24 protein-coding genes are annotated in these 24544 nt (G+C 55.1%); 6 read left to right on the forward strand and 18 right to left on the reverse strand.

The genetic code is table 11. The annotated features are described in order from the left end of the window. Positions 1–53 precede the first annotated feature (53 nt). Positions 54–1022, forward strand: a complete 969-nt coding sequence (gene glk, locus G506_RS0113530) for a glucokinase (protein ID WP_028117319.1) — start codon at positions 54–56, stop codon at positions 1020–1022. A gap of 143 nt (positions 1023–1165) precedes the next feature. Here glk and G506_RS0113535 read toward each other — a convergent pair whose 3' ends face one another. The 8 genes from G506_RS0113535 to G506_RS0113570 form a co-directional block, all read right to left on the reverse strand. Continuing rightward, positions 1166–3001: a DUF885 domain-containing protein gene (locus G506_RS0113535; protein ID WP_028117320.1), complete on the reverse strand. Its 1836-nt coding sequence runs from the start codon at positions 2999–3001 to the stop codon at positions 1166–1168. Between the two features lie 133 nt (positions 3002–3134). Beyond that, on the reverse strand, positions 3135–4277 hold the full coding sequence (gene hemW, locus G506_RS0113540; protein WP_035387360.1) for a radical SAM family heme chaperone HemW: 1143 nt from the start codon (positions 4275–4277) through the stop codon (positions 3135–3137). Beyond that, positions 4274–4870: an RdgB/HAM1 family non-canonical purine NTP pyrophosphatase gene (gene rdgB, locus G506_RS0113545; RefSeq protein ID WP_028117322.1), complete on the reverse strand. Its 597-nt coding sequence runs from the start codon at positions 4868–4870 to the stop codon at positions 4274–4276. Before rdgB ends, hemW begins: the two co-directional genes overlap by 4 nt. Positions 4871–4934: 64 nt before the next feature. Further along, on the reverse strand, positions 4935–5372 hold the full coding sequence (locus G506_RS0113550; RefSeq protein WP_028117323.1) for a DUF4426 domain-containing protein: 438 nt from the start codon (positions 5370–5372) through the stop codon (positions 4935–4937). A 241-nt stretch (positions 5373–5613) separates the two neighbouring features. Next, positions 5614–5907, reverse strand: a complete 294-nt coding sequence (gene yggU, locus G506_RS0113555; protein ID WP_028117324.1) for a DUF167 family protein YggU — start codon at positions 5905–5907, stop codon at positions 5614–5616. A 6-nt stretch (positions 5908–5913) separates the two neighbouring features. Next, the gene (locus G506_RS0113560) at positions 5914–6462 is read right to left on the reverse strand and encodes a YggT family protein (protein WP_028117325.1); all 549 of its coding nucleotides are present in this window, start codon (positions 6460–6462) and stop codon (positions 5914–5916) included. A 35-nt stretch (positions 6463–6497) separates the two neighbouring features. Then, positions 6498–7322, reverse strand: a complete 825-nt coding sequence (proC, locus tag G506_RS0113565) for a pyrroline-5-carboxylate reductase (protein WP_035387361.1) — start codon at positions 7320–7322, stop codon at positions 6498–6500. Between the two features lies 1 nt (position 7323). After that, positions 7324–8010: a YggS family pyridoxal phosphate-dependent enzyme gene (locus G506_RS0113570; RefSeq protein ID WP_028117327.1), complete on the reverse strand. Its 687-nt coding sequence runs from the start codon at positions 8008–8010 to the stop codon at positions 7324–7326. A gap of 33 nt (positions 8011–8043) precedes the next feature. On the opposite strand from G506_RS0113570, the gene G506_RS0113575 reads away from it, so the two are divergent. Both G506_RS0113575 and G506_RS0113580 read left to right on the forward strand, forming a co-directional pair. Further along, on the forward strand, positions 8044–9090 hold the full coding sequence (locus G506_RS0113575) for a type IV pilus twitching motility protein PilT (protein ID WP_028117328.1): 1047 nt from the start codon (positions 8044–8046) through the stop codon (positions 9088–9090). Between the two features lie 10 nt (positions 9091–9100). Next, positions 9101–10216, forward strand: a complete 1116-nt coding sequence (locus G506_RS0113580; RefSeq protein WP_028117329.1) for a PilT/PilU family type 4a pilus ATPase — start codon at positions 9101–9103, stop codon at positions 10214–10216. 257 nt (positions 10217–10473) lie between these two features. On the opposite strand, the gene G506_RS0113585 is transcribed toward G506_RS0113580, so the two are convergent. From G506_RS0113585 to G506_RS0113595, 3 genes are all read right to left on the reverse strand, one after another. Beyond that, positions 10474–10899: an HIT domain-containing protein gene (locus G506_RS0113585; RefSeq protein WP_028117330.1), complete on the reverse strand. Its 426-nt coding sequence runs from the start codon at positions 10897–10899 to the stop codon at positions 10474–10476. Between the two features lie 204 nt (positions 10900–11103). Beyond that, the gene (locus tag G506_RS19790) at positions 11104–13152 is read right to left on the reverse strand and encodes a DEAD/DEAH box helicase (protein ID WP_051202137.1); all 2049 of its coding nucleotides are present in this window, start codon (positions 13150–13152) and stop codon (positions 11104–11106) included. A 299-nt stretch (positions 13153–13451) separates the two neighbouring features. Continuing rightward, entirely contained in the window at positions 13452–14075 is a 624-nt protein-coding gene (locus G506_RS0113595) for a glutathione S-transferase family protein (protein WP_028117331.1), read from the reverse strand. 68 nt (positions 14076–14143) lie between these two features. Between G506_RS0113595 and G506_RS0113600 the strand changes: the two genes are divergently transcribed. Beyond that, entirely contained in the window at positions 14144–14680 is a 537-nt protein-coding gene (locus G506_RS0113600; protein ID WP_035387362.1) for a YbaK/EbsC family protein, read from the forward strand. A gap of 236 nt (positions 14681–14916) precedes the next feature. Here G506_RS0113600 and G506_RS19795 read toward each other — a convergent pair whose 3' ends face one another. Together G506_RS19795 and G506_RS19800 are read right to left on the reverse strand one after the other, a co-directional pair. Continuing rightward, positions 14917–18054: an efflux RND transporter permease subunit gene (locus G506_RS19795; protein WP_051202138.1), complete on the reverse strand. Its 3138-nt coding sequence runs from the start codon at positions 18052–18054 to the stop codon at positions 14917–14919. Then, positions 18051–19187, reverse strand: a complete 1137-nt coding sequence (locus G506_RS19800; protein WP_084631395.1) for an efflux RND transporter periplasmic adaptor subunit — start codon at positions 19185–19187, stop codon at positions 18051–18053. Before G506_RS19800 ends, G506_RS19795 begins: the two co-directional genes overlap by 4 nt. Positions 19188–19293: 106 nt before the next feature. On the opposite strand from G506_RS19800, the gene G506_RS0113615 reads away from it, so the two are divergent. Then, on the forward strand, positions 19294–19917 hold the full coding sequence (locus G506_RS0113615; protein ID WP_035387363.1) for a TetR/AcrR family transcriptional regulator: 624 nt from the start codon (positions 19294–19296) through the stop codon (positions 19915–19917). A 14-nt stretch (positions 19918–19931) separates the two neighbouring features. Continuing rightward, positions 19932–20813, forward strand: coding sequence for a DUF6268 family outer membrane beta-barrel protein (locus G506_RS0113620; RefSeq protein ID WP_028117334.1), 882 nt, complete (start codon positions 19932–19934; stop codon positions 20811–20813). An 84-nt stretch (positions 20814–20897) separates the two neighbouring features. Here the strand turns inward: G506_RS0113620 and G506_RS0113625 are convergent, their stop codons facing one another. The 5 genes from G506_RS0113625 to G506_RS0113645 form a co-directional block, all read right to left on the reverse strand. Further along, a complete protein-coding gene (locus tag G506_RS0113625) occupies positions 20898–21476 on the reverse strand; it encodes a chalcone isomerase family protein (RefSeq protein WP_028117335.1) in 579 nt (192 codons plus the stop codon). A 91-nt stretch (positions 21477–21567) separates the two neighbouring features. Further along, entirely contained in the window at positions 21568–22035 is a 468-nt protein-coding gene (locus G506_RS19805; protein WP_051202140.1) for a DUF2919 family protein, read from the reverse strand. A gap of 139 nt (positions 22036–22174) precedes the next feature. After that, positions 22175–22975, reverse strand: coding sequence for a DUF2057 domain-containing protein (locus G506_RS0113635; protein ID WP_028117336.1), 801 nt, complete (start codon positions 22973–22975; stop codon positions 22175–22177). 110 nt (positions 22976–23085) lie between these two features. Further along, the gene (locus tag G506_RS0113640; RefSeq protein WP_028117337.1) at positions 23086–23715 is read right to left on the reverse strand and encodes a primosomal replication protein; all 630 of its coding nucleotides are present in this window, start codon (positions 23713–23715) and stop codon (positions 23086–23088) included. 34 nt (positions 23716–23749) lie between these two features. After that, the gene (locus G506_RS0113645; protein ID WP_028117338.1) at positions 23750–24526 is read right to left on the reverse strand and encodes a TSUP family transporter; all 777 of its coding nucleotides are present in this window, start codon (positions 24524–24526) and stop codon (positions 23750–23752) included. Between the last annotated feature and the right edge of the window lie 18 nt (positions 24527–24544).

Here is a 24544-nt window from a genome sequence, read left to right on the forward strand (position 1 = left end):
CTATAACTAAAGCGGTTAGGGAAGGTAATCCCCGTCGCCGATAAGGACAGCCAATGCAGCCTCATCATAAGCAACAAACCCTACTGGTGGCCGACGTTGGCGGTACCAATGCCCGTTTTGCCATCGCCAGCGACGGTGCCAGCCACATAACCCAAGTACGGCGCTTGGCCAGTGCCGATTTCACCTCGCTGTCACAAGCGCTGGCGACCTACGTTGCCAGTTTGCCGCCAACGATAACCCTCACCGGGGCCTGTTTGGCGGTGGCGGGGCCGGTCACCGCTGGCAGTGCCAATTTAACCAATCTGGGCTGGCAAGCCAGCGAAGCCCAGTTAAGCGAACAACTTGGGGTGCCAGTGCGGCTGATCAACGATTTTGTGGCGTACGCCTACAGCGTACCGCAACTGCCACCAGACCAGATCCAGTGCATTAAGGCGGGCGAGGCGTTGGCTGAGGCGCCGCTGGTGGTGCTGGGGCCCGGCACCGGCTTTGGGGTGGCGCGGTTGTTGCCGCAAATTGGCGGCTGGCAAGTGACACCCTGCGAAGGCGGGCATATGGGGCTGGCGGCGAACAATGACGTACAGGTGGCGATTTTAGGGCAGTTGCAGCAGATGTTGCCCCACGTCAACGTGGAGTCGGTGTTGTGCGGTTCGGGGCTTATCAATCTGTATCGGGCGATGGCGCGGATTGAGGGACAGGCCGCGCGTTTTGATATGCCGGCGCAGCTGACTAATGCGGCGGCCAATGGCGATTCGTTGGCGGTGCGCACGGTGGCGCTGTTTTGTCAGTGGCTTGGGACGGTCGCTGGCGACTTAGTGCTGGCTCACGGCGCTCGGGGTGGGGTGTGGTTGGGCGGCGGCATTTTGCCAAGAATTGTCGATGCGTTGCAGGCCAGCGGTTTTAACGACGCGTTTGTCGATAAGGGCTTAATGGTGGATTACATGACTCCAGTGCCGGTTCACTTGGCATTGAAAAGTGACACCGCCGTCATTGGCGCGGCGGCTTATTACCTCGACCGCCTGTAACTTTCAGGCTTAAAAAAGTGGCTGGTCAGAACCCTGACCAGCCACTATTGCATTAACGTGAAATTAGCACTTTATTGCTTGCCGAAAACGCGTTTTCGGCTTCAGCGCTTACTGATAACTAAACACTGCTGACTATCAACTTTTTACATGTTGAGTTCGATGTACGCATCCACCTGCTGTTCCAGCATATCCAGTGGCACTGGGCCATTGGCCAGAATCGCATCGTGGAAGTTTGGCAGGCTAAACTCATCCCCCAGTTGCTGCTTGGCGTGTTCTCGCAGCTGCAAAATTTTCATCATCCCCACCTTATACGCGGTCGCTTGCCCTGGCATCACGATGTAGCGCTCAATCGCTTTGACCACATCGTTGTATGGGTTTGGGGTGTTCTTGGCGAGGTAATCGATAGCTTGTTCGCGGCTCCACTGTTTGTCGTGGATACCGGTATCCACCACCAGCCGGCAGGCACGCCACAGTTCCATCGCTAGGCGGCCAAAGTCGCTGTAGGGATCTTGGTAGTAGCCCATCTCTTTTGGTAGCAGTTCGCTGTACAGACCCCAGCCTTCAGAGTAGGCGGTGTAACCACCAAAGCGGCGGAACTTCGGTAAGCCCTCCAGCTCTTGCGAGATCGCCAACTGCATATGGTGGCCGGGAATGCCTTCATGGAATGCCAAGGCTTCCATCTGATAGGTCGGCATATCGCGCATGTTGTAGAGGTTGGCGTAGTAGATCCCAGGGCGGCTGCCATCGGGCGCGGGGCGTTGGTAGAACGCTTTACCGGCGGATTTTTCGCGGAACTCTTCTACTCGTTTAACCTTGAGCGATGCCTGCGGTTTAAGGTTAAAGGCTTCATCAAGGCGCGACTCAAAGTCTTTGATGATGGCGGTCGCCTGTTGAATATATTGGTTGCGGCCGACTTGGTCTGAGCTCAGATAGAACTGCGGATCGGTGCGCATAAATTCAAAAAACGCCTGCATGTCGCCGTCGAAATTGACCTGCTGCATGATGTCGCGCATCTCGCTGTGGATCCGAGCGACTTCATCCAGCCCCAACTGGTGGATCTCGGCAGCGGATAGCGTGGTGGTGGTCATCCGCTCTAGGCGCATCTGATAGTACTTATCGCCGTCAGGCAGCTTCCAAGCACCATCGCGAGTGTCGGCGCGTTGCGCTTGGGCGCTTAAGAAGCCGATCAAGTTGTCGTAGCCGGCTTTGACTTCGGTCAGTAGTGCATTTTTGGCAGCAGCCAACAGTTCATCTTTGTCTGCTTGTGGGATCTGCAGTTTGTTGACCTTGCTTTTGAAGTTGGCCCACAGCGGACTGTCGGCGCCGTCATCAAACGGGGCTCCGCTGATGACGTTTTTGCTGTCACTTAAGACGTAATCGAAGGTGAACTTTGGTGCGATGACCCCCAACGATTCACGCTTTTGCAACTGTTCTATTGCTTGCTCAAAGCGCACCTCAATGCCTTTAAGGCGGCTAATGTAGGCTTTGGCGTCATCAACGTTAGTGATGTTGTGTTGGTTTATCAAAAACGCCGGAGTACCGGATTGGTAGCCGTACATCTGGGTTACCGGATAGCTGTGATATTGCCACTTAAAATCATCAACCTGCTGCTGCAGTTTGGTTTTAAGTAAGCGGTAGCTGATTAGGGTTTGTCCTGACAGTGCGGTTTCATCCACAGCCAACACTTGCGCCAGTTGCGCTTGCACACGCTGCTGATCTTTGGCATCGCCAGCCAAGCTCATATCGTCCCACTTGTCTTGGTCTTGTTTGATGCCCAGATAGGTTTGGTACTCTGGCGAGGCCATCACCGATTCCATAAACAACTGCTCGAACAGCGCTTCGGCTTGTTGATTGGCACTGGTCACTGAGGCCGTGGCGGCATTGGCAACCGGATCAGTGGCGGTAGTGACGGGATTGGTGGCGCTGCTGCAACCGCTGAGGGCGGCTCCAAGGGCAACGGCGAGGGCGAGTTTTTTCATCCGAGCGCTCCATGCAAATATTTGGTTATCAAGACCATTTTGCATGGAGCGATTTTGACTCGAAAGTGCAGTTATTAACAAAGATGTAACCGAGTGTGGCAACTGCACTAAACAGCGATTAAACCGAGTTTGGTTAATCCGGCAGGAATTGACCCAGCAGTTCGTTAAGGTAACGGTGTCCCAGGTCGGTGAGCTGCATCTGCACGTCATCGCGCTGGATAAGCCCCCGTTGTTGTGCCCAATCCAGCGGTTTGGCAACGTCGGCAGCGCTTAGGTTGGTGCGTTCGGACAGCTCGCTAAGCGGCATTGGCTCGAGCAGCCGTAGCCGGTTCATGTAGTACTCCAGCGCTTGGTCCTCAGCGGCAACCTCAGTTTGCTCATCCAGATAGGCGCGGCTTAAGTCTAAGTAGCCTTGCGGGTGTTTAACCTTAACGGTACGCAGGATCTTGCCATCGGCTTGGGTCAGTTTGCCGTGGGCGCCGCAACCGATACCAAGGTAATCCCCAAAGCGCCAGTAGTTAAGATTGTGCTCGCACTGATAACCCGGCTTAGCCCAAGCGGAGATCTCATACTGGCGGTAACCAGCGGCCTCTAACATCGCTTTGCCCTGCTCGAAGATCGCCCACTGGGTATCTTCATCTGGCAGCTGTGGCGGTCGCGACGCAAACTGAGTGTTGGGTTCGATGGTCAGTTGGTACCAACTTAAGTGCGGCGGCGCTAGCTCAATCGCTTGCGCCAAATCGTACAGGGCGTCGCTGACGGTCTGATTGGGCAGGGTGTGCATCAGATCAAGGTTAAACCGTTCAAAGCCAGCCTTGCGCGCTTCGGTGGCGGCGCGGCGTGCTTCATCGGCACCGTGGATCCGGCCTAAGATCTGCAGCTTGTCCTGCTGAAAGCTTTGCACTCCTACCGATAAGCGATTTACCCCCGCCTCGCGGTAAGGGCGAAAGCGATCCGCTTCCAGGGTTCCCGGATTGGCTTCCATGGTGACCTCGCAGTCGTCGCGCCATGGCAGCAAGGCTTTGGTGCCATCCAGTAGGCGTTTGATCCCCGCCGGTGAGATCAGCGATGGCGTGCCGCCGCCGATGAAGATGCTGTGAACCGGTCGAGCGCCAGCGAGTGGCAGATCGGTGGCGAGATCCTCCAGCAGGGCTTCGATGTATTGCGCTTCTGGGATCACCCCTTTACGGGCGTGGGAGTTAAAGTCGCAATAGGGGCACTTCTGCTCACACCACGGGATGTGGATATACAGCGACAGCGGTGGCAATGACTTCACAAGATGCCACGCTCTTTTAGGTTGGCCAGCAGCAATTTAAGCGCTTTGCCACGGTGACTGACGGCGTTTTTCTCATCGTCGGACAACTCGGCAGCGCTGCGAGTGTTGCCGCCGACTGTAAAGATTGGGTCATAGCCGTGGCCACCATCGCCGCTTTTCGCTTCGGCGATGGTGCCCTCCCAAGAGGCTTGAGCGATCACTGGGCTGGGATCGTCGCCGTGGCGCATAAACACCAGTACGCACTGAAAGCGAGCACTGCGCTGCGGCTCGCCTTGCATCACTTGCAGCAGTTTTTGCAGGTTGGCTTCGGCGTTGCCGTGTTCGCCGGCAAAGCGGGCGCTATGGATCCCTGGCTGACCATTAAGGGCGTCGACTTCGATGCCAGAGTCGTCGGCGATCGCTGGCAGGCCGGTGATCTTGGCGGCGTGGCGCGCCTTGATGATGGCGTTTTCGACAAAGGTGGTGCCATCTTCGACGGCATCGCTGACGTTAAATTGCGATTGCGGTACCACTTCAAATGGGGTGTCAGCCAGAAGATGGGCGAACTCTTTTACTTTGCCAGCGTTGCCGGTGGCCAAAACGATCTGTTGCATGGGGATCACATCGGGGAAAAACAGTGGCGAGAGTGTACCGTAAAATACCCTCTCGCGAGAGGGTTCAATCGACGTAGAACTTTTGCTTGAAGGTCAGGGTGGTGTTCAGATCGCTCTGATTATTGATGTCGATCTTAAACTGGTAGGTCTCTTCGTTGCGGTGGCTCAGTTCGGCGATGTAGTAGATCGCATCACCTTCACGTATCTCGCGAAACTCTAAGGCTTTGTTAATGCCGGTTAGATCGCGAGCGTTGCCAGACAAAGCCGCGGCGACGGCGGTTGGCATACTGCCGGGCTGACTGGTATCGATGACACTGATGTTGACCAAGCCGGTATAGCGGCTGCGTTCAATACCATAGCTTTTGGCAATTTCTGGGGTCAGGAAGGTGCTGCCAAAGGTCACGTAGTGAATGGCGTATTTGCCAACTTGCAGTTTCTGCTCGGCGTGAGCCGCAAGGCTTAACGTGGCGGTGATAATGACCGTGAGTAGGGCGCGTAGCATGGGGACTCCTTATAGTGGCTCCCGTTGCTACGGGAGCCTGATGCCCAAAAATACCAATCTGACTAAATCTCTGATCACTGTTGCTGGTTTACATCGTCTCACTCTGCGTTGCTCAACTCACTGGTAGAGCCACTAGCAGCTTCGTTGAGCGTCTTGATTGAGACGATTTTTCCTTCGCACTAGACAGACCATTTACCTAATCAAATTGGTATAACTGCTTAAGTGTAGCCAGCTAGCTTGGTTATAGCAGCGCGGCGATCTCTGGCGGCAGTTGCTTGGGTTCGATAATCCGTATCTGTTTATGGCGGCCAAGTTCGCCTTTAACGATCGCCACTTGGCCTTTAGCGACTTTAAACTGTTTGGCGAGGTATTTGGTTAAGTGGGCGTTGGCTTTGCCATCCACCGGCGGTGCGGTGATCGCCACTTTTAACTCGTCGCCATGCAGTCCTACCAGCGCATCGCGACTGGCTTTGGGCTGAATGTACAAATTCAGCAGCAGGTCATTGCCCTGCTGCTGTACTGCGATAGCACTCATTCGGGCTTAAACCATGCCCCAATACGGCACCAGATCGCTAAGCAGGATGTTAATGAAGTTCAGTGCCAAGAACATCACCAGTACCGACAGATCGATGCCGCCTAGATCCGGCAATACGCGACGGATAGGGCTCAGGAACGGTTCGGTCAGTTGCTGCATCACATATTCAATTGGGTTACGCCCTTGGGAAATCCAACTTAAGATGGCGCGCAGCAGCAGTACCCAGAACAGCAGCATGCCCGCCTCTTTGATTACCGTTAACACCCCCAGATAGACTTGCAGCATCGGCTCCAGTGATTGTTCGGCGATCAATGGGATCACGAACCAAAAACCGATACCCAGCAGCAGCGCCAGCACCAGCGAAGCGGTATCAAGGCTGCCTACCGATGGTAACGCCCGACGCATCGGCGCCAACACTGGCTGGGTGGCCTTAACGATAAATTGGCTGAAAGGGTTGTAAAAATCGGCGCGGGCGCTTTGCAGCCACAGCCGCAGCAGCACCACCATCAGATACAACTTAAAGATGGTTGAGACCAAAAAGATCATCGCGTTCATAGAGTTTTCCTTGATTGCCCGTCAAATTGGACGGTTTAAAACAGGGTGGCCATCTGCTCGGCGCGAACGATGGCGGCATTCATCGCCGCATCAACGCTGCCGCGCAGATCATCTTGTTCAAAGCTGTTGATTGCTGCTGCGGTAGTGCCACCTTTGGAGGTGACTTGCGCCCGCAGTTCGGCCAGTGACAATTCTGGGTTGGCTTTAACCATGGCCGCAGCCCCAACCGCGGCCTGCTGGATCATCAATCGAGAATCCGCTTCCGATAGCCCCAGTTTACCAGCGGCCTGCTGCATCGCTTCCATAAACAGGAAGAAATAGGCTGGTGAGGAGCCAGCGCAGGCGATCACCTGATTGATGTCGCTCTCTTGGGTAAGCCAGATGATCTCGCCCACCGCCGCCATCAGTTCGCCGGCAAAGGCGCGATCCGCCGCCGATACGTGAGTTTCAGCGTACAGACCGGTTAACCCGAGTCCCAGCATTGATGGGGTGTTAGGCATGGTGCGCACTAGGGTGATCGGCTGGCGCAGATAGCGACTGAGGCTCTGGCAACTGACGCCTGCGGCAATCGAGATAATCAGTTTTTGGCTTAAGTCCAAATGCGCCAGCGCGGCGCAGACCTCGGCCATCAATTGCGGTTTGACCGCCAACACCACCACCTCAGCGCTGGCGACGGCGGCGACGTTATCGTTACCGACGCGCACGCCATAATGTTGTGCGAGCGCATCGAGTTTCGGTTGGCTGGGATTGGTGGCGATGATCTTATCGCCGGGATAGCCGCTTTGATGGAGGCCAGCGATGATGCTGCGAGTCATGTTGCCAGCGCCGATAAAGGCGATGCTGCGAGGGCTGGATTGCACGTTAAGTCCTTGTTCCAAAAATGGCGGTGCCAATGCGAACCATGGTGCTGCCTTCTAAAATGGCCGCATCCATATCGCCGCTCATCCCCATTGATAGGGTGTCCATCTGGGGATGCTGTTGTTGTAGTTCAGTGAGTGCGTGGCGCAGCGCCGCAAATGCGCTACGTTGCTCGAGCGGATCGTCGCTTTCGGCGGGGATAGCCATCAATCCACGCAATCGTAAATTCGGCATTTTACTAACAGCATCAGCCAATTGTGGTAATTCTGCGACGCTAACGCCAGATTTGGATGGCTCATTGCTGATGTTGACCTGTAAGCAGACGTTAAGCGCTGCCATTGCTGGCGGGCGTTGATCATTCAGACGCTGGGCAATCTTAAGCCGATCAACGGTATGCACCCACGCAAAGGTTTCTGCAGCGGGGCGAGTCTTGTTCGATTGCAGCGGCCCGATAAAGTGCCAGACGATGTCGTTTTTGTCGGTCAGTTCAGCGACCTTATCTAACGCTTCTTGCAGGTAATTTTCGCCAAAGTTGCGACAACCGGCGGCGTAGGCTTCGGCGATCATGCCAGCGGGTTTGGTCTTACTAACCGCCAATAACATGATCTCATCTGGGGCGCGATTGGCCGCTTTGGCGGCATTATCAATTCTGGTGTGGGCTTGGGTTAGCCGCTCTGCTAAGGTTGTCATTGATTTAATTGGGAATTGTTTTCGGAAACCGATATGGAAATTACTGAATTATTGGCATTTAGTGTAAAGCACAATGCGTCGGATCTGCACCTTTCTGCAGGGGTATCGCCGCTTATTCGTGTTGACGGTGAGGTTCGAAAAATCAATCTACCGGCGCTGGATCACAAGGAGGTGCACGGCCTTATCTACGACATCATGAATGATAAACAGCGTAAGGACTACGAGGAGCACCTTGAAATTGACTTTTCGTTTGAGGTCCCGGGTCTGGCGCGTTTTCGTGTTAACGCCTTTAACCAAAGCCGTGGTGCTGGCGCGGTATTCCGGACGATTCCGTCGGAAGTCCTGACCTTAGAAACCTTGGGGGCGCCGGAGATCTTCCGCGACATCGCCGAGATGCCACGGGGCTTGGTACTGGTTACCGGCCCCACCGGTTCGGGTAAATCAACCACTTTGGCGGCGATGATCGATCACATCAACAAAACCCGCCATGACCATATTCTGACCATCGAAGATCCGATTGAATTTGTTCACCAGTCGCAAAACTGTCTGGTTAACCAGCGGGAAGTGCACCGTGATACCCACAGCTTTGAGGCGGCACTGCGCAGTGCTTTGCGTGAAGATCCAGACATCATTTTGGTGGGGGAGATGCGGGATCTGGAAACCATCCGTTTAGCGCTGACGGCGGCGGAAACCGGGCACTTGGTGTTTGGCACCTTGCACACCACCTCGGCGGCCAAGACCATCGACCGGGTGGTTGATGTATTCCCTGCTGGCGAAAAAGACATGGTGCGTACCATGTTGTCGGAATCCTTGCAGGCGGTTATCTCGCAAACCTTGTGTAAAAAGGTTGGCGGTGGCCGAGTGGCGGCGCACGAGATCATGATTGGCACGCCGGCAATCCGTAACCTTATCCGTGAAGATAAGGTGGCGCAGATGTACTCGGCGATCCAGACCGGGATGGCCCATGGCATGAAGACCTTGGAGCAGAGCTTGCAGGTGTTGGTTGATCGCGGCCTGATTTCACGTCAAGACGCGATCAGTAAGATGGGCAAACAATCGAACTCGATGAGCAATTACTGAGGGGCCGACCATGGATTTGGACTCGTTATTGGAGCTAATGCTAACGCGTAAGGCTTCGGATCTGTTTGTCACCGTTGGTTTCCCACCCAGCGCTAAAATCGACGGCGAGATGGTCAAACTGCACCATGAAGCGTTGACCCATGAGCAGGTGTTGGCGATGGTCGAAGGGGTGATGTCCGAGGATACCAAGCGCCAGTTTCACAAGCATCGTGAGGCCAACTTTGGCTATGGCGGCCCGAGTGAACACGCCCGCTTTCGGATTTCGGCGTTTTGGCAGCGTGATTATCCCGGCATGGTGATCCGCTCGATCACCACTAAGATCCCATCGATGGAAGAACTCTATCTGCCGGAGGTGATGAAAGAGATCTGCATGGCCAAGCGTGGCTTGGTGATTATGGTGGGCGCCACCGGTACCGGTAAGTCGACTTCGTTGGCGGCGATGGTGGGGCATCGCAATCGTAATGCCCGGGGCCACATCTTGACCATTGAGGATCCGATTGAGTTTGTTCATAAGCATGAGCAAAGCATTGTCACCCAGCGCGAAGTCGGACTGGATACCGAAAGCTTTGATGCCGCGCTGAAAAGCTCGCTACGACAGGCGCCGGACGTGATCCTGATTGGTGAAATCCGTTCGCAAGAGACCATGGAGTTTGCGCTGGCGTTCGCCGAAACCGGCCATTTGTGTATGGCGACGCTGCATGCTAACAACGCCAACCAAGCGCTGGAGCGGATTGCCCACTTAGTACCGAAAGAGAAGCACGAACAGTTGCTGTTCGACCTGTCGCTAAACCTGAAAGCGGTGATGGCGCAGCAGTTGGTACCGCGTCGGGATGGCACCGGACGTCGGGTGGCGATCGAAGTGTTGCTGAATACCCCACGGGTGGCGGACGTGATTGCCAATGGCGATCTGCACCTGCTGAAAGAGGTGATGAACAGCAGCCGTGAAATGGGGATGCAGACCTTCGACCAAGCGCTGTTCGAGCTGTATGACACCGGTGAGATCAGTTACGCCGATGCGCTGCACTACGCCGATTCGCCGAACGATCTGCGGTTGATGATCAAGCTGAAGCAAAGCCATCATGGCAGCGCTGGCTACCTAGAAGGCGTATCAATCGATCTGGACTGATGAAAACGGTAGAGGCGGCTGTCAGGCTGTAGTTATTAGTAATCAGTTTTCAGTTTTCAGTTTTCAGTTTTCAGTTTTCAGTTGTCAGTTGTCAGTTGTCAGTTATCAGTTGTCAGTTGTCAGTTGTCAGTTGTCAGTTGTCAGTTGTCAGTTGTCAGTGGCGCAGCGGTGGTTATCACCGCAGTGCCACTGCTCTTGCTTTGGCTCTTAACTGCTCACTAAAAACTAATCACTGACAGCTGCTCTTACTTTGGCTGTTAAGCCCGTTCAAACTCAACCAGTTGGCACAGGTGTTGATGCCAACCGTCGACCGTCTGCGACAGCGTCGCAGGATCGTAGGGTTGCATCGGCAACTGTCCCCAGATCGGTTTTGGCCAGCATGGGTCAGTTTGGAACCGCGCAACATGATGAATATGCAGTTGTGATACTACGTTACCGATGGCGGCAACGTTGATCTTGTCCGCTTGGGTATGCTGTTCCAGCATGGCAGCGATGGTGCAAGACTCTTCCATCAACTGCATCCGATCGTCGCTGTCCAGTTGATGCACTTCGGTGATGTCGGCACGCATTGGCACCAGAATCAACCAAGGGAACTGGCTATCACGGCTAAGGCGAACTTGGCACAGTGGCAGGGTGCCCAGCAGTACGGTATCGGCATCCAGCGTCGGGTGAATTTGAAACATAACAGTGTGCTCTTCGATCAACTTGGCAATTTATAGGCGATTTGTTGACACGCTAACTGATTGGCGAGACTGAATCCAGATCACAACATAATCATGCGGTTAAATGTGACAAAAACAACAAACCGGCTTCAAGAGCCGGTTTGTTCATCTAGTCAATCAGCACTACCGATTGATTTTGTTAAGCTAAAAGCAATGGCTTAGCGATTAACGGTTGCCGAAGCTGTCGTCACGACGTGGGCGACGCTCGCCACCTTCGCGGAAACCGCCTTCACGGCGCTCACCACGGTAGCCACCTTCACGACGCTCACCGCCTTCACGGTTGCCACGGTAGCCGCCTTCACGACGCTCACCGCCTTCGCGGTTGCCACGGCAGCCGCCTTCACGACGCTCGCCACCGTCACGGAAACCGCCTTCACGGCGCTCACCACGGTAGCCGCCTTCGCGACGCTCACCGCCTTCACGGTTGCCACGGTAGCCGCCTTCACGACGCTCACCACGGAAACCGCCACCATCACGACCGCCTTCACGACGACCACGGAAGCCGCCATCACGACGATCACCGCCTTCGCGACGTGGACGTGGTTCGATCACTTCGTCGGTACGCTCCGCGTTCAGCGCACGGCTACGTACGTTTACTTGCTTCAGCTTCGCCAGGGTTTCGCCAGCCATATCTTTTGGCAGTTGCACCAGGGTGTGCTCGTCGTGCAGACGGATTTGACCGATCAGGCCAGAGTCCAGTTGCAGTTCGTTCGCGATAGCGCCAACGATGTCTTTAACTTGGGTGCCGTGCTCACGACCCACTTCCAGACGGAAGGTGTCGAAGTCAACGTTGGCACGACGTGGGCCGCGCTCACGACGCTCGCCACGCTCTGGACGATCACCGCGTTCGAAACGGTCACCACGCTCGCCGCGCTCACGCTCGAAGCGTGGCTTTGGATCTGGCTGAGGGTTCAGAGGCTTGGTGCGCTGACGTTGGAACAGCAGGGCCGCAGCCAGCTGATCGATGGTCAGTTCGTTCTCTTCTGCCATTTTGGCGATCAGCGCTTGCATCTCAGCCAGTTCGGTAGAAGCGATGCACTCAGCCAGCTCTACGCTCAGCTTAGCGATACGGTGTTGGCCCAGCTCTTCTGCGGTAGGCAGTTCCATCATTTCGATGGTGCCAGCAGTCTGACGCTCGTAAAAACGCAGCTGACGCAGTTCGCGTGGACGGGCAAACAGGATTGCAGTACCGGAGCGACCTGCACGGCCGGTACGACCGATGCGGTGTACGTAGGACTCAGAGTCCATTGGCAGGTCGTAGTTCAGTACGTGGGAGATACGTGGCACGTCCAGACCGCGAGCTACTACGTCGGTGGCGATCAGGATGTCGATCTTACCTTTGTGCAGCTGCGCTACGGTGTGTTCGCGCTGTTGCTGGCTCATGTCACCGTTCAACGCTGCTGCTTTGAAGCCCAGGTTGTTCAGGTGGTTAGCCAGTTCCATGGTGTCGTTACGGGTACGAACGAACACGATCATCGCATCGTAGTCCAGGGTCTCAGACAGACGCTCCAGTGCGGTCAGTTTGTTCAGACCAGACACTTTCCATGCTTTCTGAGTGATGTTGGCTTTTTGCGCCTTGTCCGCTTGGATCTTAACGTGCTTAGGATCTTTCAAGAAGCGCTCAGCGATACGACGGATCTGAGTTGGCATGGTCGCAGAGAACAGCGCCATTTGGGTCTGTTCTGGCAGGTGCTCCAGAATCCACTCGATATCTTCCAAGAAGCCCATGTTGAGCATCTCGTCCGCTTCATCCAGTACACAGCACTGGATAGAATCTAGTTGCAGGCTGCCGCGACGGATGTGATCCATCAGACGACCTGGGGTGGCAACGATAACCTGAGAGCCACGCTCCAGATCACGCAGCTGTGGGCCGTATGGCTGACCACCGTACAGGGTGGTAACGCGCAGGCCTTTCATGTTTACGGCAAACTTTTCCAGTTCGGTAGAAACTTGGATTGCCAATTCGCGAGTTGGTGCCAGCACCAACATTTGTGAAGCGCGCTGACGCGGATCGATACCAGCCAGTGCTGGCAGACCGAAAGCTGCAGTTTTACCAGTACCAGTCTGAGCTTCGCCCAGAATGTCACTGCCATCCAGCATGTAAGGGATGGATTGAGCTTGGATCGGAGTAGGCTGAGTAAAGCCCATGGAAGATACGGCGTTCAGCAGCGCTTCGGGTAAACCGAGGCTGGAAAAATCACAGCTATTAGACATTAAAAATGCTCGATATAAAGGCAGAAGGGATCTGCGTAAAGATAGAGAGGTGCTAGCCCACCGACGGTCCCAGAAAAAACACGTAGTCTGATGGCGCTACTCACCCCGAGTTATACCAACACGGTGAGAGTACATTATTTACTCAATCAAATCGGTATTGCCGAGTCGGACGGTATCACCATCCAACTTGAGGGCGCGAATCATACCCGATAAAAATAAAAAGACAAGCGTTTTGGATGTTATCTGAACAATTGTGAGCAGACCAAGTTGGCAACTTAGTCTGCCCCTGTGCTTTGGCTCTAATTTTGCGCCGCTAGTTCTTTTGTTAACGACGATTGCGCCGCAGGGCGGGCACTGATGCGGGCGCGATACGCTTCGGCGTTAGCGCTCAGTGGCATCTCGAACCGTTTGGCCCAATTAAGGGTATGTGCCAGCAGGATATCAGCCACCATAATCTGTTCGCCAAAGAGGAATCCATTAGCGGGGATCTCGTGCTCTACCTCATTCATTATCTTGCTAAATTCCCAACTGGCGGTGGCCAACATCGCGGCCACCCGCTGCGCTTCTGGCAGGGCGAACTTATGTTTGCCGATGTTCCACAGCGGCTGTTCAATTTCGGCGATGATAAGGCTAATCAGTTGCTGGTGGCGGGCGGAATCGGCACTGCCGGGCTTGGGCAGCAACTGACCATTGCCATAGCGTTCGGCCAAAAACACACAGGCGGCCGCGGATTCGGTGATGACGATGTCATCGACCACCAAGGTTGGCACTTTGCGGCGAGGATTCAGTTGCTGGTATTGGTCGCTGCGCTGTGCACCTTCACGAATGTTGACCAGTTGATAGTGCCAATCCAGCCCCAACTCTTCCAATGTCCATGAAACGCGCCAAGAACGGGTTTGCGGAAAACCGTGCAGAGTGATCATGTGCTAGCTCCTTGCTGTGATAAATTTTTATAAGCTCATAAGATGACCAAAAAACAGCAGGATGGCTAATGGATCCGCAACGCCAATATCAACAGCGGCAACAGCTGCAACAACTCGTCGAGCAACTGCAGATCGCGACCGAGCGTTATCAGCATCCACCGCTGCAAACTTGTGCTGAGGCCGATCGCCTTGGCTTGGTGCGCTCCGGTCTGCGTACTAAGAACCTGTTTTTGCGCAGTGACAACGGCAAGCGTCACTTTTTGCTGGCGACCTTGTCAGAACAGCAAGTGGATTTAAAGGCCTTGGCCAAGACACTCGGCTTACGGCGTTTAGGCTTCGCCTCACCCGAGCGGTTGTGGCACTACCTTGGGCTAGAGCCGGGGCAGGTGTCACTGTTGGCACTGGGACACCCCGCCGCCAATCAGGTCGAAGTGCTGATTGACCAACAACTGTGGACCGGTGCCAGTGTGCAGTGCCACCCACTCGATAATTGCCAAACCTGGTGTGTGCCGCAACAAGGGCTGGTGCAACTGTTCGACCACTGGCAGGTGCGCTGGCAACTGTTGCCGGTGCCAGCGCTGAGTAATGATATTAGGGCGTGTTGATGTTTGGTGTTCAGAATTTGGCCGAGGATAGCGGCTGTCAATCGAGGATTGCGATTGAAGGCATAGTGGCTCTACGTCGAAATCGTACGACGAAGAGTGGCGGCCGCTAGTCCGGCCCTACAAGGCGCCCTTCGGTGATGAATGACCAGTCAAATTGACTGAGCGAGTCTAATTTGGCATTAGATATGGCCGATGATGGGCGCAAAAATATACGGCAAAGGTCAACACGCCCTTAGCTAAGCCGCTTGGGCGTTTTCCCTTGGCTTGCGTCGCTTCGGCGTCAACTGCACTACCTTGGGTAACCTCCGAGTGACTCGATAGGCCGCTGGCACCGCTAAAAACGACAACACTGTGGTCAGCAAGGTGCCGCCAGCAATGGCGATAGCGAACGGTGGCCAGAAGCCGCCTCCGGCCAGGATCAGCGGCATAAAGCCACCGATGGTGGTGATGGTGGTCGAGCCAATATGGCGGCTGCAACGGCCAACAGCCGCTAAGGTGGCATCGACATCGCCACGCCGTGCCGCAGTGCTTTGCTCCAGCTCCGCCAAAATCACAATGGCGGCGTTGATCGCCAATCCCATCAACCCCATCAAACCGATCATTACGTTAAAGCCAAACGGGAAACCACCAAGGTAGACCGACAACAGCCCTAAGCCAATTGATTGCAAGGCACTGGCCAGAATGATTGCGGTGATCCGAAACGAGTTAAACGACAACACTACGATGCTCACCAGTGCCACCATGATCAAGGTGACGCTGGAGAGCAGTTGACCAACGGCATTATCGCGCTCGGCACTCTCGCCGCCGATCTCTAAACGGATCCCTGCCGGCAGGGTGAAGTTCTGTGCGGCCATCTGCTGTTGCACTTGGTTAAGTACTTGTGACGGCAACACCCCAGCGTGAATGTAGGCCATGACGGTATTGATCCGTTCGCCGTTGCGCCTTGGAATGCTGCCGCGACTGGGCTCAACCGTTAACTGGCCCAGTGCCGACACCGGCAGATAGCGGCCTGAAGGGGTGACCAATGACAGGTTGCGCAGATCACTGCCATCTGCGCGTTGTTCATCGCTCAGTAGAACCCGCACCGGCACCGTTTCTGGGCCCTCGATGATGCTGCCGCCGACGCTGCCATCAAGGCCGCCACGGATCTGCTGGGTTACCTGTGCCAGATCCAGTCCTGCCGCTTGCACCGCTTGTTCATTCAGCTGCAACTGCACCCGCGGCAACCCAGTTTGCAGCGAACTGCGGGTGTGGCTGACCTCGGTTTGCTGCTGCAACATCAACCGCAGTTGTTCGCCGGTTTGCTCCAGTAGGGCTAACTCTTGGCCGACCAAGCGCAGCTCGACCGGGGCAAAGAACGGCGGCCCCTGCTCTAGGCGGCGAACAATCACTTGGGCCTGCGGGAAGCGCCGATCCAGCTCGGCTTGCAGCAGCGGCACCAATTGATTGGCGCGCTGATAATCGACGGCGGTGATCATGCCGTTGGCAAAGTTACTGACATTGCGTTCGCTTGGGCGCTGGTTGTAGTAAAACGACGGCATATTGCGGCCGATGTTCCACGCGGTTTGTTTAATTCCGGGTTGCTGCCGCAGCCAATCATCGATCTGCTGCGTGACGGCGGTGGTGGCCTGATGGCTGGCGGAGGCGGGCATCCACACATCGATCTGGAACATATCCCGATCCGATGGCGGAAAGAACTGCTCTGGTAACTGGGTTGCGGCCCAAAAGCCGGTAAGAGGCAAAAAGGTAACGATGGCGATGGTCAGTTTCGGGCGTAACAAGGCGCGGCGCATAAAGCGTTCAGCGGCGGCGCTAAATCGTGGCAGGTCAATACCGCTGCGCCACCAACTGGTTTTCTCTGGGGTTTGCTGGGCAATAAACCGTCCCGCAAGGCCGGCAATCAAGGTGTGACTAATCGCATAAGAGGCCAACAGGGCAAAGCTCACCGCTAAGGCGATACCGCCAACAAATTCACCGGCGGGGCCGGGCATCAAGAATATTGGCGCAAACGCCAACACCGTGGTTAGGGTGCTGGCCAACAGCGGCAACCACAGGTGGCTTAAGGTGCTGCGCACGGCGGCGACGGCATCCAAACCACGGCGTTTGCGTTGACCAATACCATCGACCACCACAATGGCGTTATCGACCATGATCCCCAGCGCCACCACCAGGCCAACCACCGACATCTGATGGATAGGCAGGCCGTAGTAGTACATGCAAGTGAGGGTAACCAGCACCGTCAGCGGCAACGCGGTTGCCACCAGCAGGGCGCTGCGCAGCCCCAGTGTTATCAACAGCACCAGCACAATTAGGGTAAAGCCTTGGGCTAAGCTCAGCGCCAGATCGCTTAACCGCTGCTCGGTGTATTGACGCTGGTTAAACAGGGTATCGATGGCGATATTGCTGGGCAGTTGCTGCTTAAGCTCAGCAATTTTTTGGTCCACTTGTGGATCCCAGCGGTCAATTCGCACCTGCGGCAGCATTCTTACCGCGACCAAGACTGCCGGCTCGCCGTTGACTAGAGCCACATCCAGCAGCGGTTGCTGATAGTCGCGACTGATGCTGGCGATGTCGCCTAAGCGGATCCCCTGATTGCTGCTGCCAACCCGCAGTGGCAGCTGCCGAATACGATCCAGTGAGTCCAGTTCGCCGGCGATCTCGACTTGGGCGCGGGCATCGCGGCCGCTTAGGCTACCTGCCGAACCTTTGCTGTCGGCGGCGGCGATGATCTGCGCTAGGCGATCATGGCTCAGCCCCAGCGCTTGCAGTTCGGCAGAACTTAAACGCACGCTGATCTGTTCTTGTTGGCGGCCATGCACCTTAACGTAATCGGTGCCGGATAAACTGCGCAGCCGATTGGCTAAGGCTTCGCTGTAACGCCCCAGAGCTAACAGGTCGACCTCGCCCGGTCCTTGCCAGCGCAGCGCCATGATCCGAGTAAAGGCGGTTGACACTTGGGTGTCGAGCAACGGCTCGAAGCTGCCGGCGGGAAACTCACTGGCGGCCTCACTGTTAAGTGCACGGACTTTGTTCCACACCTGCTCCATATCACTGATGCCATCGCGCAGCTCGATGGTGATCCGCGAGATCCCCGGCCGTGATGACGACTCGATCTTGACGATCTCCTCAAGGGTGCGCAACTTGGCTTCCAGCGGTTCGGTGATCTGCGCTTCAATTCGTTCGGCGGTGGCACCGGGGTAAGCGGTTTGTACTGCGGCAAAGCGTTCGCTAAAGGCAGGATCTTCGGTTTGCGCCAGTTGATTAAAGGCGCTGAATCCGGCGACTAAGATCAGCGCCAGTGACATGATCATCAAGCGTGGATTACGCACCAGAGCGGCGATGGCACCGGTCGGCTGTGCAGCGATGCGGTTCATAGCGCGGCCTTAGTCACGGTCACCTGCTGGCCGGCTACCAGTCGCTGCAACCCTTCGGTCACCAGCAGTTCGCCCTCTTCGATGGCACCTTGCACCAAGGCGTGACGATCATTGCTGTGAATAATCTGAATATCACGTCGTTGCAGATGCCACTGGCCATCGGTTGCGGTGGCAACCATCAGATTCCAGCGCCCGCGCAGACCGCTAATCAGGGCGGAGATCGGCACTTGCACCACCTCGGCGTCGATGTTCTCGGTTAGCTCCAAATAGATTAGGTCGCCATCAAACCACAGTTGTTGCTGCGGCAAGGCAAAGCGCAGATCGACGGTGCGGGTGGTGGCGTCAACCGCTTTACTGCGGCCGATTAACTGCGCCGAAATTGGTTGTTGTTGGTGGCTTAATTGGTAGTCAAACTGATTGCCAACCTTGTTAAGCAAAGTAACCGGCACGCCAATCTTCGCTTCTGCCCCTTGGTTGGGCACCAGGGTAAACAGCGTTTGTCCGGCACTGACCACCTGACCTGGCGCCAATTGTCGTTGCGATACGGTGCCGCTAAAGGGGGCTTTCAGCACGCTCTTGTCCAACTGCAACTGGTTGCTGGTAAGCGCCGCTTGCGCCTGCTGCAACTGCGCCTGCAGACTGCGTTTGGCGCTGTTAAGTTCATCCAACTGTTGCTGTGATTGATAGCCTTGCTGCTGTAGTTGTAGCTGCCGTTCGAGGGTGCTTTGGTTCAGTTCAAGTTGCGATTGCAGTTGTTCGATGCTGGCCAGCAGCCGCTGGCGGTCACTGCGCAGCAGCGCGGTGTCTAAGCTAGCTAACTGTTGACCGGCTGCAACGGTATCGCCGGCGGCGGCGTTGATGTTGGCGACTTTGCCGGCAAGCTCGAAACCGACATTACTGGTCTGTTGGTTGTTGATGGCGCCGACTAGCCGATGCAGACGTTGATAATGGCTTTGATACTCGATGGCGTGGGTAGTGACCGCAGTGGCTGCGCTGTTGCTGGTGGCCTCGGCTGCAGTGGGTTGGCAGCCGCTAATCAGGATCGGCCACAACATGGTGGCAGCAGCGAGAACCAGCGGTTTGCGGGACTTACGGGATGGCCGAGTAGGCGCAGTCTGAACTGAAGATGGCATCGTCTTGCGTCACTTTAAATCGCTTAAGTACTGGACAGTCTAGTTTGCAAAATACTGGACTGTCTAGTTTACTTGTAAATTATTGGTTAATGGTTAGTTGGCAGTTATGGAGCTAAAACTTTCCCCGCGAAGTTTGCGAAAGCGCGAGCAGATCATCGACGCCGCAGGCGAGTTGTTTACCAGTCACGGTTACTTTGAAACCAGCATGGATCAGATCGCCGCTGCCGCCGAGGTGTCAAAACAAACGGTATACGCTCACTTTGGCAGCAAGGATGAATTGTTCACTCATTGCATTGAACAGCGCTGTTCTGAGGTGTCGGTCACACCACCGCAAATATGTGCTGGGGAAGATCCCAACAAACAGATGGTTGAGTATTGCTTGCAGTTAAGCGAAATGATGCAATCTGAACCGGCGCTGTACGTGCTGAGGTTATGTGTAAGCCAAGCGGAAACTCACCCTCAGTTGTCACAGCGTTTTTTTGCCGCTGGACCTCGGTGTTTGGCGGATCAGTTAGCGGCATGGTTGACTGCCTTGGACGGTCAACATGGCTGGCAATTTACTGATCCCCACAGCGCCGCCGAGCAATTAATGGTGCTGATCAAAGGAATGGTTGGATTGCGCCTAGAATTAGGCTTGCAAGGAGAAACCGAAAGTCAGCGGCGACAACGAATCGAACAAGCGGTTCTGCTTTTTAGTCGAGGCTATCGACAGCAGGACGGCACATTCTAATTAAGTGAGATAGCATGAAAGCGATAGCAGCACTGTTGCTGGCGTCTACTGCGACCGCAGTAGCAGCCCAACCACATTACGCGCAAGGTGACTTTAACCTTTGGGCTCTGAAGGTATACGGCGTAAGCGGTTCTGAATCCGACGTTGAGCGTGGCGGTAAACTGAAAGAGCACGCCGTTGGCGGCTCGCTGCAGTACATGACTCCAATCGGCCACGGCCGCATGTTGGGTGGCGGTATCGAGATTGACAAACGTACTCTGGATTTCTCTGGTGCAACTGGCCTGCCTGCTGCGCTGGGTCAACTGAATGAGCGTCTGCGTTACCAAGCGGCCATCGCTTACATCCAGCCACTGAACAAAGAGTGGAGCATGATGCTAAGCCCAGCGATCAACTGGTCTTACGCTGATGAAGCCAGCGCTGCCGATGGCTTTGGTTACAGCTTGGTGGCAATCACCAACTACAGCGGCTTTGAAGGCATGAAACTGGGCTTTGGTTTGGCCTACAGCGATGGCCCTGCAGAGGACAACATCGCGCCGTTTATCTCCATCGATTGGCAGATCAACGACAAGTGGCGTCTGAGCAGCCCATTCGACGCGGGCTTTAACGGCAAGGCCGGTTTGGAACTGTCTTACCAATACAGCCCAAGCATCACCGTGGGTGCGGGTGCGGGTCTGCGTACTGACCAATTCGCGGTGGATGCCAACACTGCCATCCAGCAAGACATGCCTGTCGGTTACGTGCGCGCCAGTTACAACTGGAGCCCACAAGCGACTGTCAGCTTGCTGATGGGCTTCCGCAGCGCGGCTGATCTGACCGTGTACCAGAATGGCAACGAAACCGATTACGAGATCGATGCCAGCGGCCTGTTCGGTCTGTCAATGGATTACAAATTCTAAGTCGCTGACTTAGGGTTTTAGTTAACAAAAACGGCTCGTGGATTTCTCCGCGAGCCGTTTTTTATTGGCGCTAACCGGGTGGCCTTATTTGCCGAGCATCTTGTTCTTCAGCTTCTTATCGGCAGGATCGTCACCCAACCAGATGCTAAACAGCGTTTGGCGGAAGTCATCACCTTCGATTTTGGTCAGCAGTTGGCCGTTTTTGTAGGCATCGATACCAACCCCAGGTAGCGACACTAAAGTAAACTGGTCGCCAACCGCAATGGCTTCATCAAACACCGCCACAAAGGCGTCTAGACGTTGGCGCAGCGGTGCCACATTACCGTCGCTGGCTTGTTCAAAGCCCTCTTCGATGGTATCGATCATCCGCTCGGAAGTGATCATGTCGGATAGGATATTCAGGCGTACTGCACTGACGGCGTTACCGGCAATCACCGCTTCGGCGGATAAGCCGCTTTGCTCGGCATACAGTGCGCCAACATACAGATCCATAAAGAACTTAGAGCGCACACCTGCGCCGTAGTAGCTCAGTGACTGCTCGCCAACTTGGATTTGATTGGCCAGCGTTACGTCGGCGACGGTATGGGCTTGTGAGGCGGCGGTAGCGGTCATAGAGGTGGCAGAAGTAGCTGCCAGCATCAGCGCAAGTAGAGTCTTTTTCATCAGCGGTACATCATGCTGTTATCAAGGAAATTGCGCTAAGGGTGCATCCAGCCAGCGACGGCGGCAACACAAAACTGGCTCGACCAGTGGTTTACTGGTCGAGCAACTCCCCTTGGTGAGAAAACAGCAGTCGACAGCTGCGGCTTTTCAGCAAATACCATAGGCTCCAAAGGCTTAGCAGTAGCACCAGTGCCGGCCCCAATACAAACTGGCCATGATGTTGCCAGAACTGATACAACTGCAGCACCAGATCCAGCAGCAGTGAGGTTACTAGCAGCCAATAACCTTGGCGCCAAATTGGGCCGATCCACGCCAATCGATGCCGCAGCCCCTGCAGCCACAATAACAGTAGCGCCGGTATGCCAATCGCGAGTCCAAGATAAAACGCGCTGCGATTGGGATAGAACAGGGCAAGCAGATCAGAGCCGCTTTCGCCACTGCTGATAGCACCAATAAACAGCAGCCAAGTGCGGCACAGTAGCAGCAGGCACAGATACAACCATGGGCTGGGGCGAAACCAACCAAAGTCGTTTAAGCGGTGAAGAGGCAGATGGCGCACGGCAGTTCCAATAGGTTACTTCTAAGGTCGATATTGGGGATAACTGCCAGTAATTCAATACTGTTTCGCAGGTCGTGGCAAAAGTGAAAAACAGACGCCGAGCGAAAGCTCGGCGTTGTTGTTAGGGCATTAAGCCGAATTACAGGTTCTGTACCGCGTAGGTCATAAACGCCTTACGGGTCTGCTCATCAGACTTTTCGAACCAGTAGCGCAACATGCTCAGCGGTTGGCTGTCGCCTAGATGATCCATGGTGGCAATCCCGCCCATATATTGCACTGCCCAAGAGGCAAAGTTAGCGCGGGCGGATTTGTCCGCTTCGCCCCACCAGTAATGCAGCATGGTTTGTGGTTGACTGGCAGGCACGCTGATCGCAGGCGCAGTGGCAACGGCGGCGGTGCCGGTAGCGGCGACCACCGGATCAACTGGCGCCGCAGGTTGGCTTACTGCTGGTACCACGCCGCCGGTGGCGACGATCGCTTCAGCATTGGCGTTTGGATTTTGTCCCAACACTTGGTTAAAGATCCCGCTTGGTTTGGCTTCCGTCAGCAGCATGTCGAACATCACTTCGTTGCCATTGTTGTCCAGCAGCGTAACTTGCGGGTTAGCGGCGAACGCCTTGGCGCTTTTCTCATCGACCACGTTGCCGACGGCTTTGAGGTGATAATCCTGATCCGCTGCGGCGTCAAAAGTCAGCACAAAGGGGGCGGATTTCACTTTAAGGTGGCCATCGCCGATGCTTTCTGCCACTAGATCTTTGTAGATGATTGCCACTTTGTTGTTGCCATCTTGCAGCGCTTCGCTGTCGTTGTGGCTAAATAGGGAAGAGCTAACGGTTTTGCCGTTGATCGCCACAAATTCAAACTCTTGAGGAATGTTGAGATCGCCTGCTTGGGTCAGCGGAGCGACGGCCAGCAAGGCCAGTGACAGAGCCTTTTTCATGAAAGTTCCTATGGTGTTAGGGCGAATCGCCGATGATGGCCATTCTGCTGCCCTGAATGTGCAAATGCTATTCGACTTTGAGTGGGCGTAATGCCAGCGCTCAATTGCGCCTAGTCGCGATTCTTTTCAAGCCAAGCGATGCGTTGTTCGATATAGCTCATCGCTTGCCGACATTTCCCTAAACGAGCGTGCGTCTTTAGGATCAACTGCTGTTGTTCGATTTTGTCGGTGCCTTGATAAATGTCAAGTTGCTGTTCCATCACTGTGATCTTTTGCTGCAACTGGCTTTCCCAGTTCTGGTGCTTGCGCAGCTCCGCATACAGCTGGTGACTGGAATTCATTACCGATTTGGCAATCCATTGGTATTGGTTGTCTTGGCCGCTATACCGCCGCCGTCCCGCGGCTTGTTGTAAACCACGGGTGGCGGTGTCGGTGTTTGCCATAGCGTGCACAAGGGCTTCAAAGCGATCGCTAAAACGCTGACAGGCAAGTGCCAGCGCATCGCCGCTGGCGTTGATCTGCAGCAGTTGTTCAATCTGCTTAAGATCGCGCTTTAACACCTGCATGCAACCGCTAAGGGTCGCGCCTTGTTGCTCAAACAGCTGTTCATGGAAGCGGCTTTTGTGATTCAGCCATTTCTTATTGTTGTCTGACAGCGAGGCGTCATGCTGCTGCAGTTGCTGTTCTAACTGAGTGAGTTTGTCGCGTAATTGCTGCAGCTGTTTGACGCCAATGCTCATTCGCTTTCATTACCTTGGGTTAGGTTGATGCGGCCTATAGCCAAGCTTCGTAGGCCAGTTTAGCGGCGATGATCATCACCATGGTGATAAACACCGGCCGGATAAATTTGCTGCCAAACCGAATCGCCGAGTTCGCCCCTAAGAAGGCGCCGACCATGATCGATACCCCCATGATGATGCCGATGCCAAAATTAACGTGACCAAGGGCGATAAAGAACCCCAGTGAACAAGCGTTACTGACAAAGTTCATGCAGCGGGCGAGGCCAGAGCTTAACAGGATATTCATCTTGTACAGCCCCATATTCGATGCGGTCCAAAAGGCACCGGTGCCGGGACCGGCAAAACCGTCATAAAAGCCGATGGTCAGGCCTTGACCCCATTGGCGGCGGTACAGTTGCGCGGTGCGCTCTGGCAGATGGTCGTTGTCGGTTTTCGGGCTGCGGTTACATAGGCTGTAGATGGCGATGCCGATGATCAGCAGCGGCAAAATTTTATCCAGCCACGAGACACTGATTAAGTCGACCACTAAGGTGCCAATCACCGCGCCGATGGCGGTTGCCGCCACCGAGCGTTTCCAAAAATGCGGGTTAAACAGTTGCTTGCGATAGAAGGTCCAACCGGCGGTGGCGCTGCCAAAGCTGGCGGCCAATTTGTTGGTACCCAAGGCCAAGTGCGGTGGCAATCCGGCGGTGAGCAGCGCCGGAATGGTTAATAAGCCGCCGCCGCCGGCGATGGCATCCACAAAACCGGCAACAAAAGCCACCGCCGCCAGCGCAGCGATGACATCCATGGAAAGCAACAACTCCACAATCTGAATCTCTTTATGATT

The organism is Ferrimonas senticii DSM 18821 (assembly GCF_000422665.1).
GTDB classification, from domain to species: domain Bacteria; phylum Pseudomonadota; class Gammaproteobacteria; order Enterobacterales; family Shewanellaceae; genus Ferrimonas; species Ferrimonas senticii.

Bases quoted from the DNA above. Each gene is read 5' to 3' on its own strand.
- glk (WP_028117319.1), top strand. From the start codon at position 54: ATGCAGCCTCATCATAAGCAACAAACCCTACTGGTGGCCGACGTTGGC.
- G506_RS0113535 (WP_028117320.1), bottom strand. From the start codon at position 3,001: ATGAAAAAACTCGCCCTCGCCGTTGCCCTTGGAGCCGCCCTCAGCGGT.
- rdgB (WP_028117322.1), bottom strand. From the start codon at position 4,870: ATGCAACAGATCGTTTTGGCCACCGGCAACGCTGGCAAAGTAAAAGAG.
- G506_RS0113550 (WP_028117323.1), bottom strand. From the start codon at position 5,372: ATGCTACGCGCCCTACTCACGGTCATTATCACCGCCACGTTAAGCCTT.
- yggU (WP_028117324.1), bottom strand. From the start codon at position 5,907: ATGAGTGCTATCGCAGTACAGCAGCAGGGCAATGACCTGCTGCTGAAT.
- G506_RS0113560 (WP_028117325.1), bottom strand. From the start codon at position 6,462: ATGAACGCGATGATCTTTTTGGTCTCAACCATCTTTAAGTTGTATCTG.
- G506_RS0113570 (WP_028117327.1), bottom strand. From the start codon at position 8,010: ATGACAACCTTAGCAGAGCGGCTAACCCAAGCCCACACCAGAATTGAT.
- G506_RS0113575 (WP_028117328.1), top strand. From the start codon at position 8,044: ATGGAAATTACTGAATTATTGGCATTTAGTGTAAAGCACAATGCGTCG.
- G506_RS0113580 (WP_028117329.1), top strand. From the start codon at position 9,101: ATGGATTTGGACTCGTTATTGGAGCTAATGCTAACGCGTAAGGCTTCG.
- G506_RS0113585 (WP_028117330.1), bottom strand. From the start codon at position 10,899: ATGTTTCAAATTCACCCGACGCTGGATGCCGATACCGTACTGCTGGGC.
- G506_RS19790 (WP_051202137.1), bottom strand. From the start codon at position 13,152: ATGTCTAATAGCTGTGATTTTTCCAGCCTCGGTTTACCCGAAGCGCTG.
- G506_RS0113595 (WP_028117331.1), bottom strand. From the start codon at position 14,075: ATGATCACTCTGCACGGTTTTCCGCAAACCCGTTCTTGGCGCGTTTCA.
- G506_RS0113600 (WP_035387362.1), top strand. From the start codon at position 14,144: ATGGATCCGCAACGCCAATATCAACAGCGGCAACAGCTGCAACAACTC.
- G506_RS19795 (WP_051202138.1), bottom strand. From the start codon at position 18,054: ATGAACCGCATCGCTGCACAGCCGACCGGTGCCATCGCCGCTCTGGTG.
- G506_RS19800 (WP_084631395.1), bottom strand. From the start codon at position 19,187: ATGCCATCTTCAGTTCAGACTGCGCCTACTCGGCCATCCCGTAAGTCC.
- G506_RS0113615 (WP_035387363.1), top strand. From the start codon at position 19,294: ATGGAGCTAAAACTTTCCCCGCGAAGTTTGCGAAAGCGCGAGCAGATC.
- G506_RS0113620 (WP_028117334.1), top strand. From the start codon at position 19,932: ATGAAAGCGATAGCAGCACTGTTGCTGGCGTCTACTGCGACCGCAGTA.
- G506_RS0113625 (WP_028117335.1), bottom strand. From the start codon at position 21,476: ATGAAAAAGACTCTACTTGCGCTGATGCTGGCAGCTACTTCTGCCACC.
- G506_RS0113635 (WP_028117336.1), bottom strand. From the start codon at position 22,975: ATGAAAAAGGCTCTGTCACTGGCCTTGCTGGCCGTCGCTCCGCTGACC.
- G506_RS0113640 (WP_028117337.1), bottom strand. From the start codon at position 23,715: ATGAGCATTGGCGTCAAACAGCTGCAGCAATTACGCGACAAACTCACT.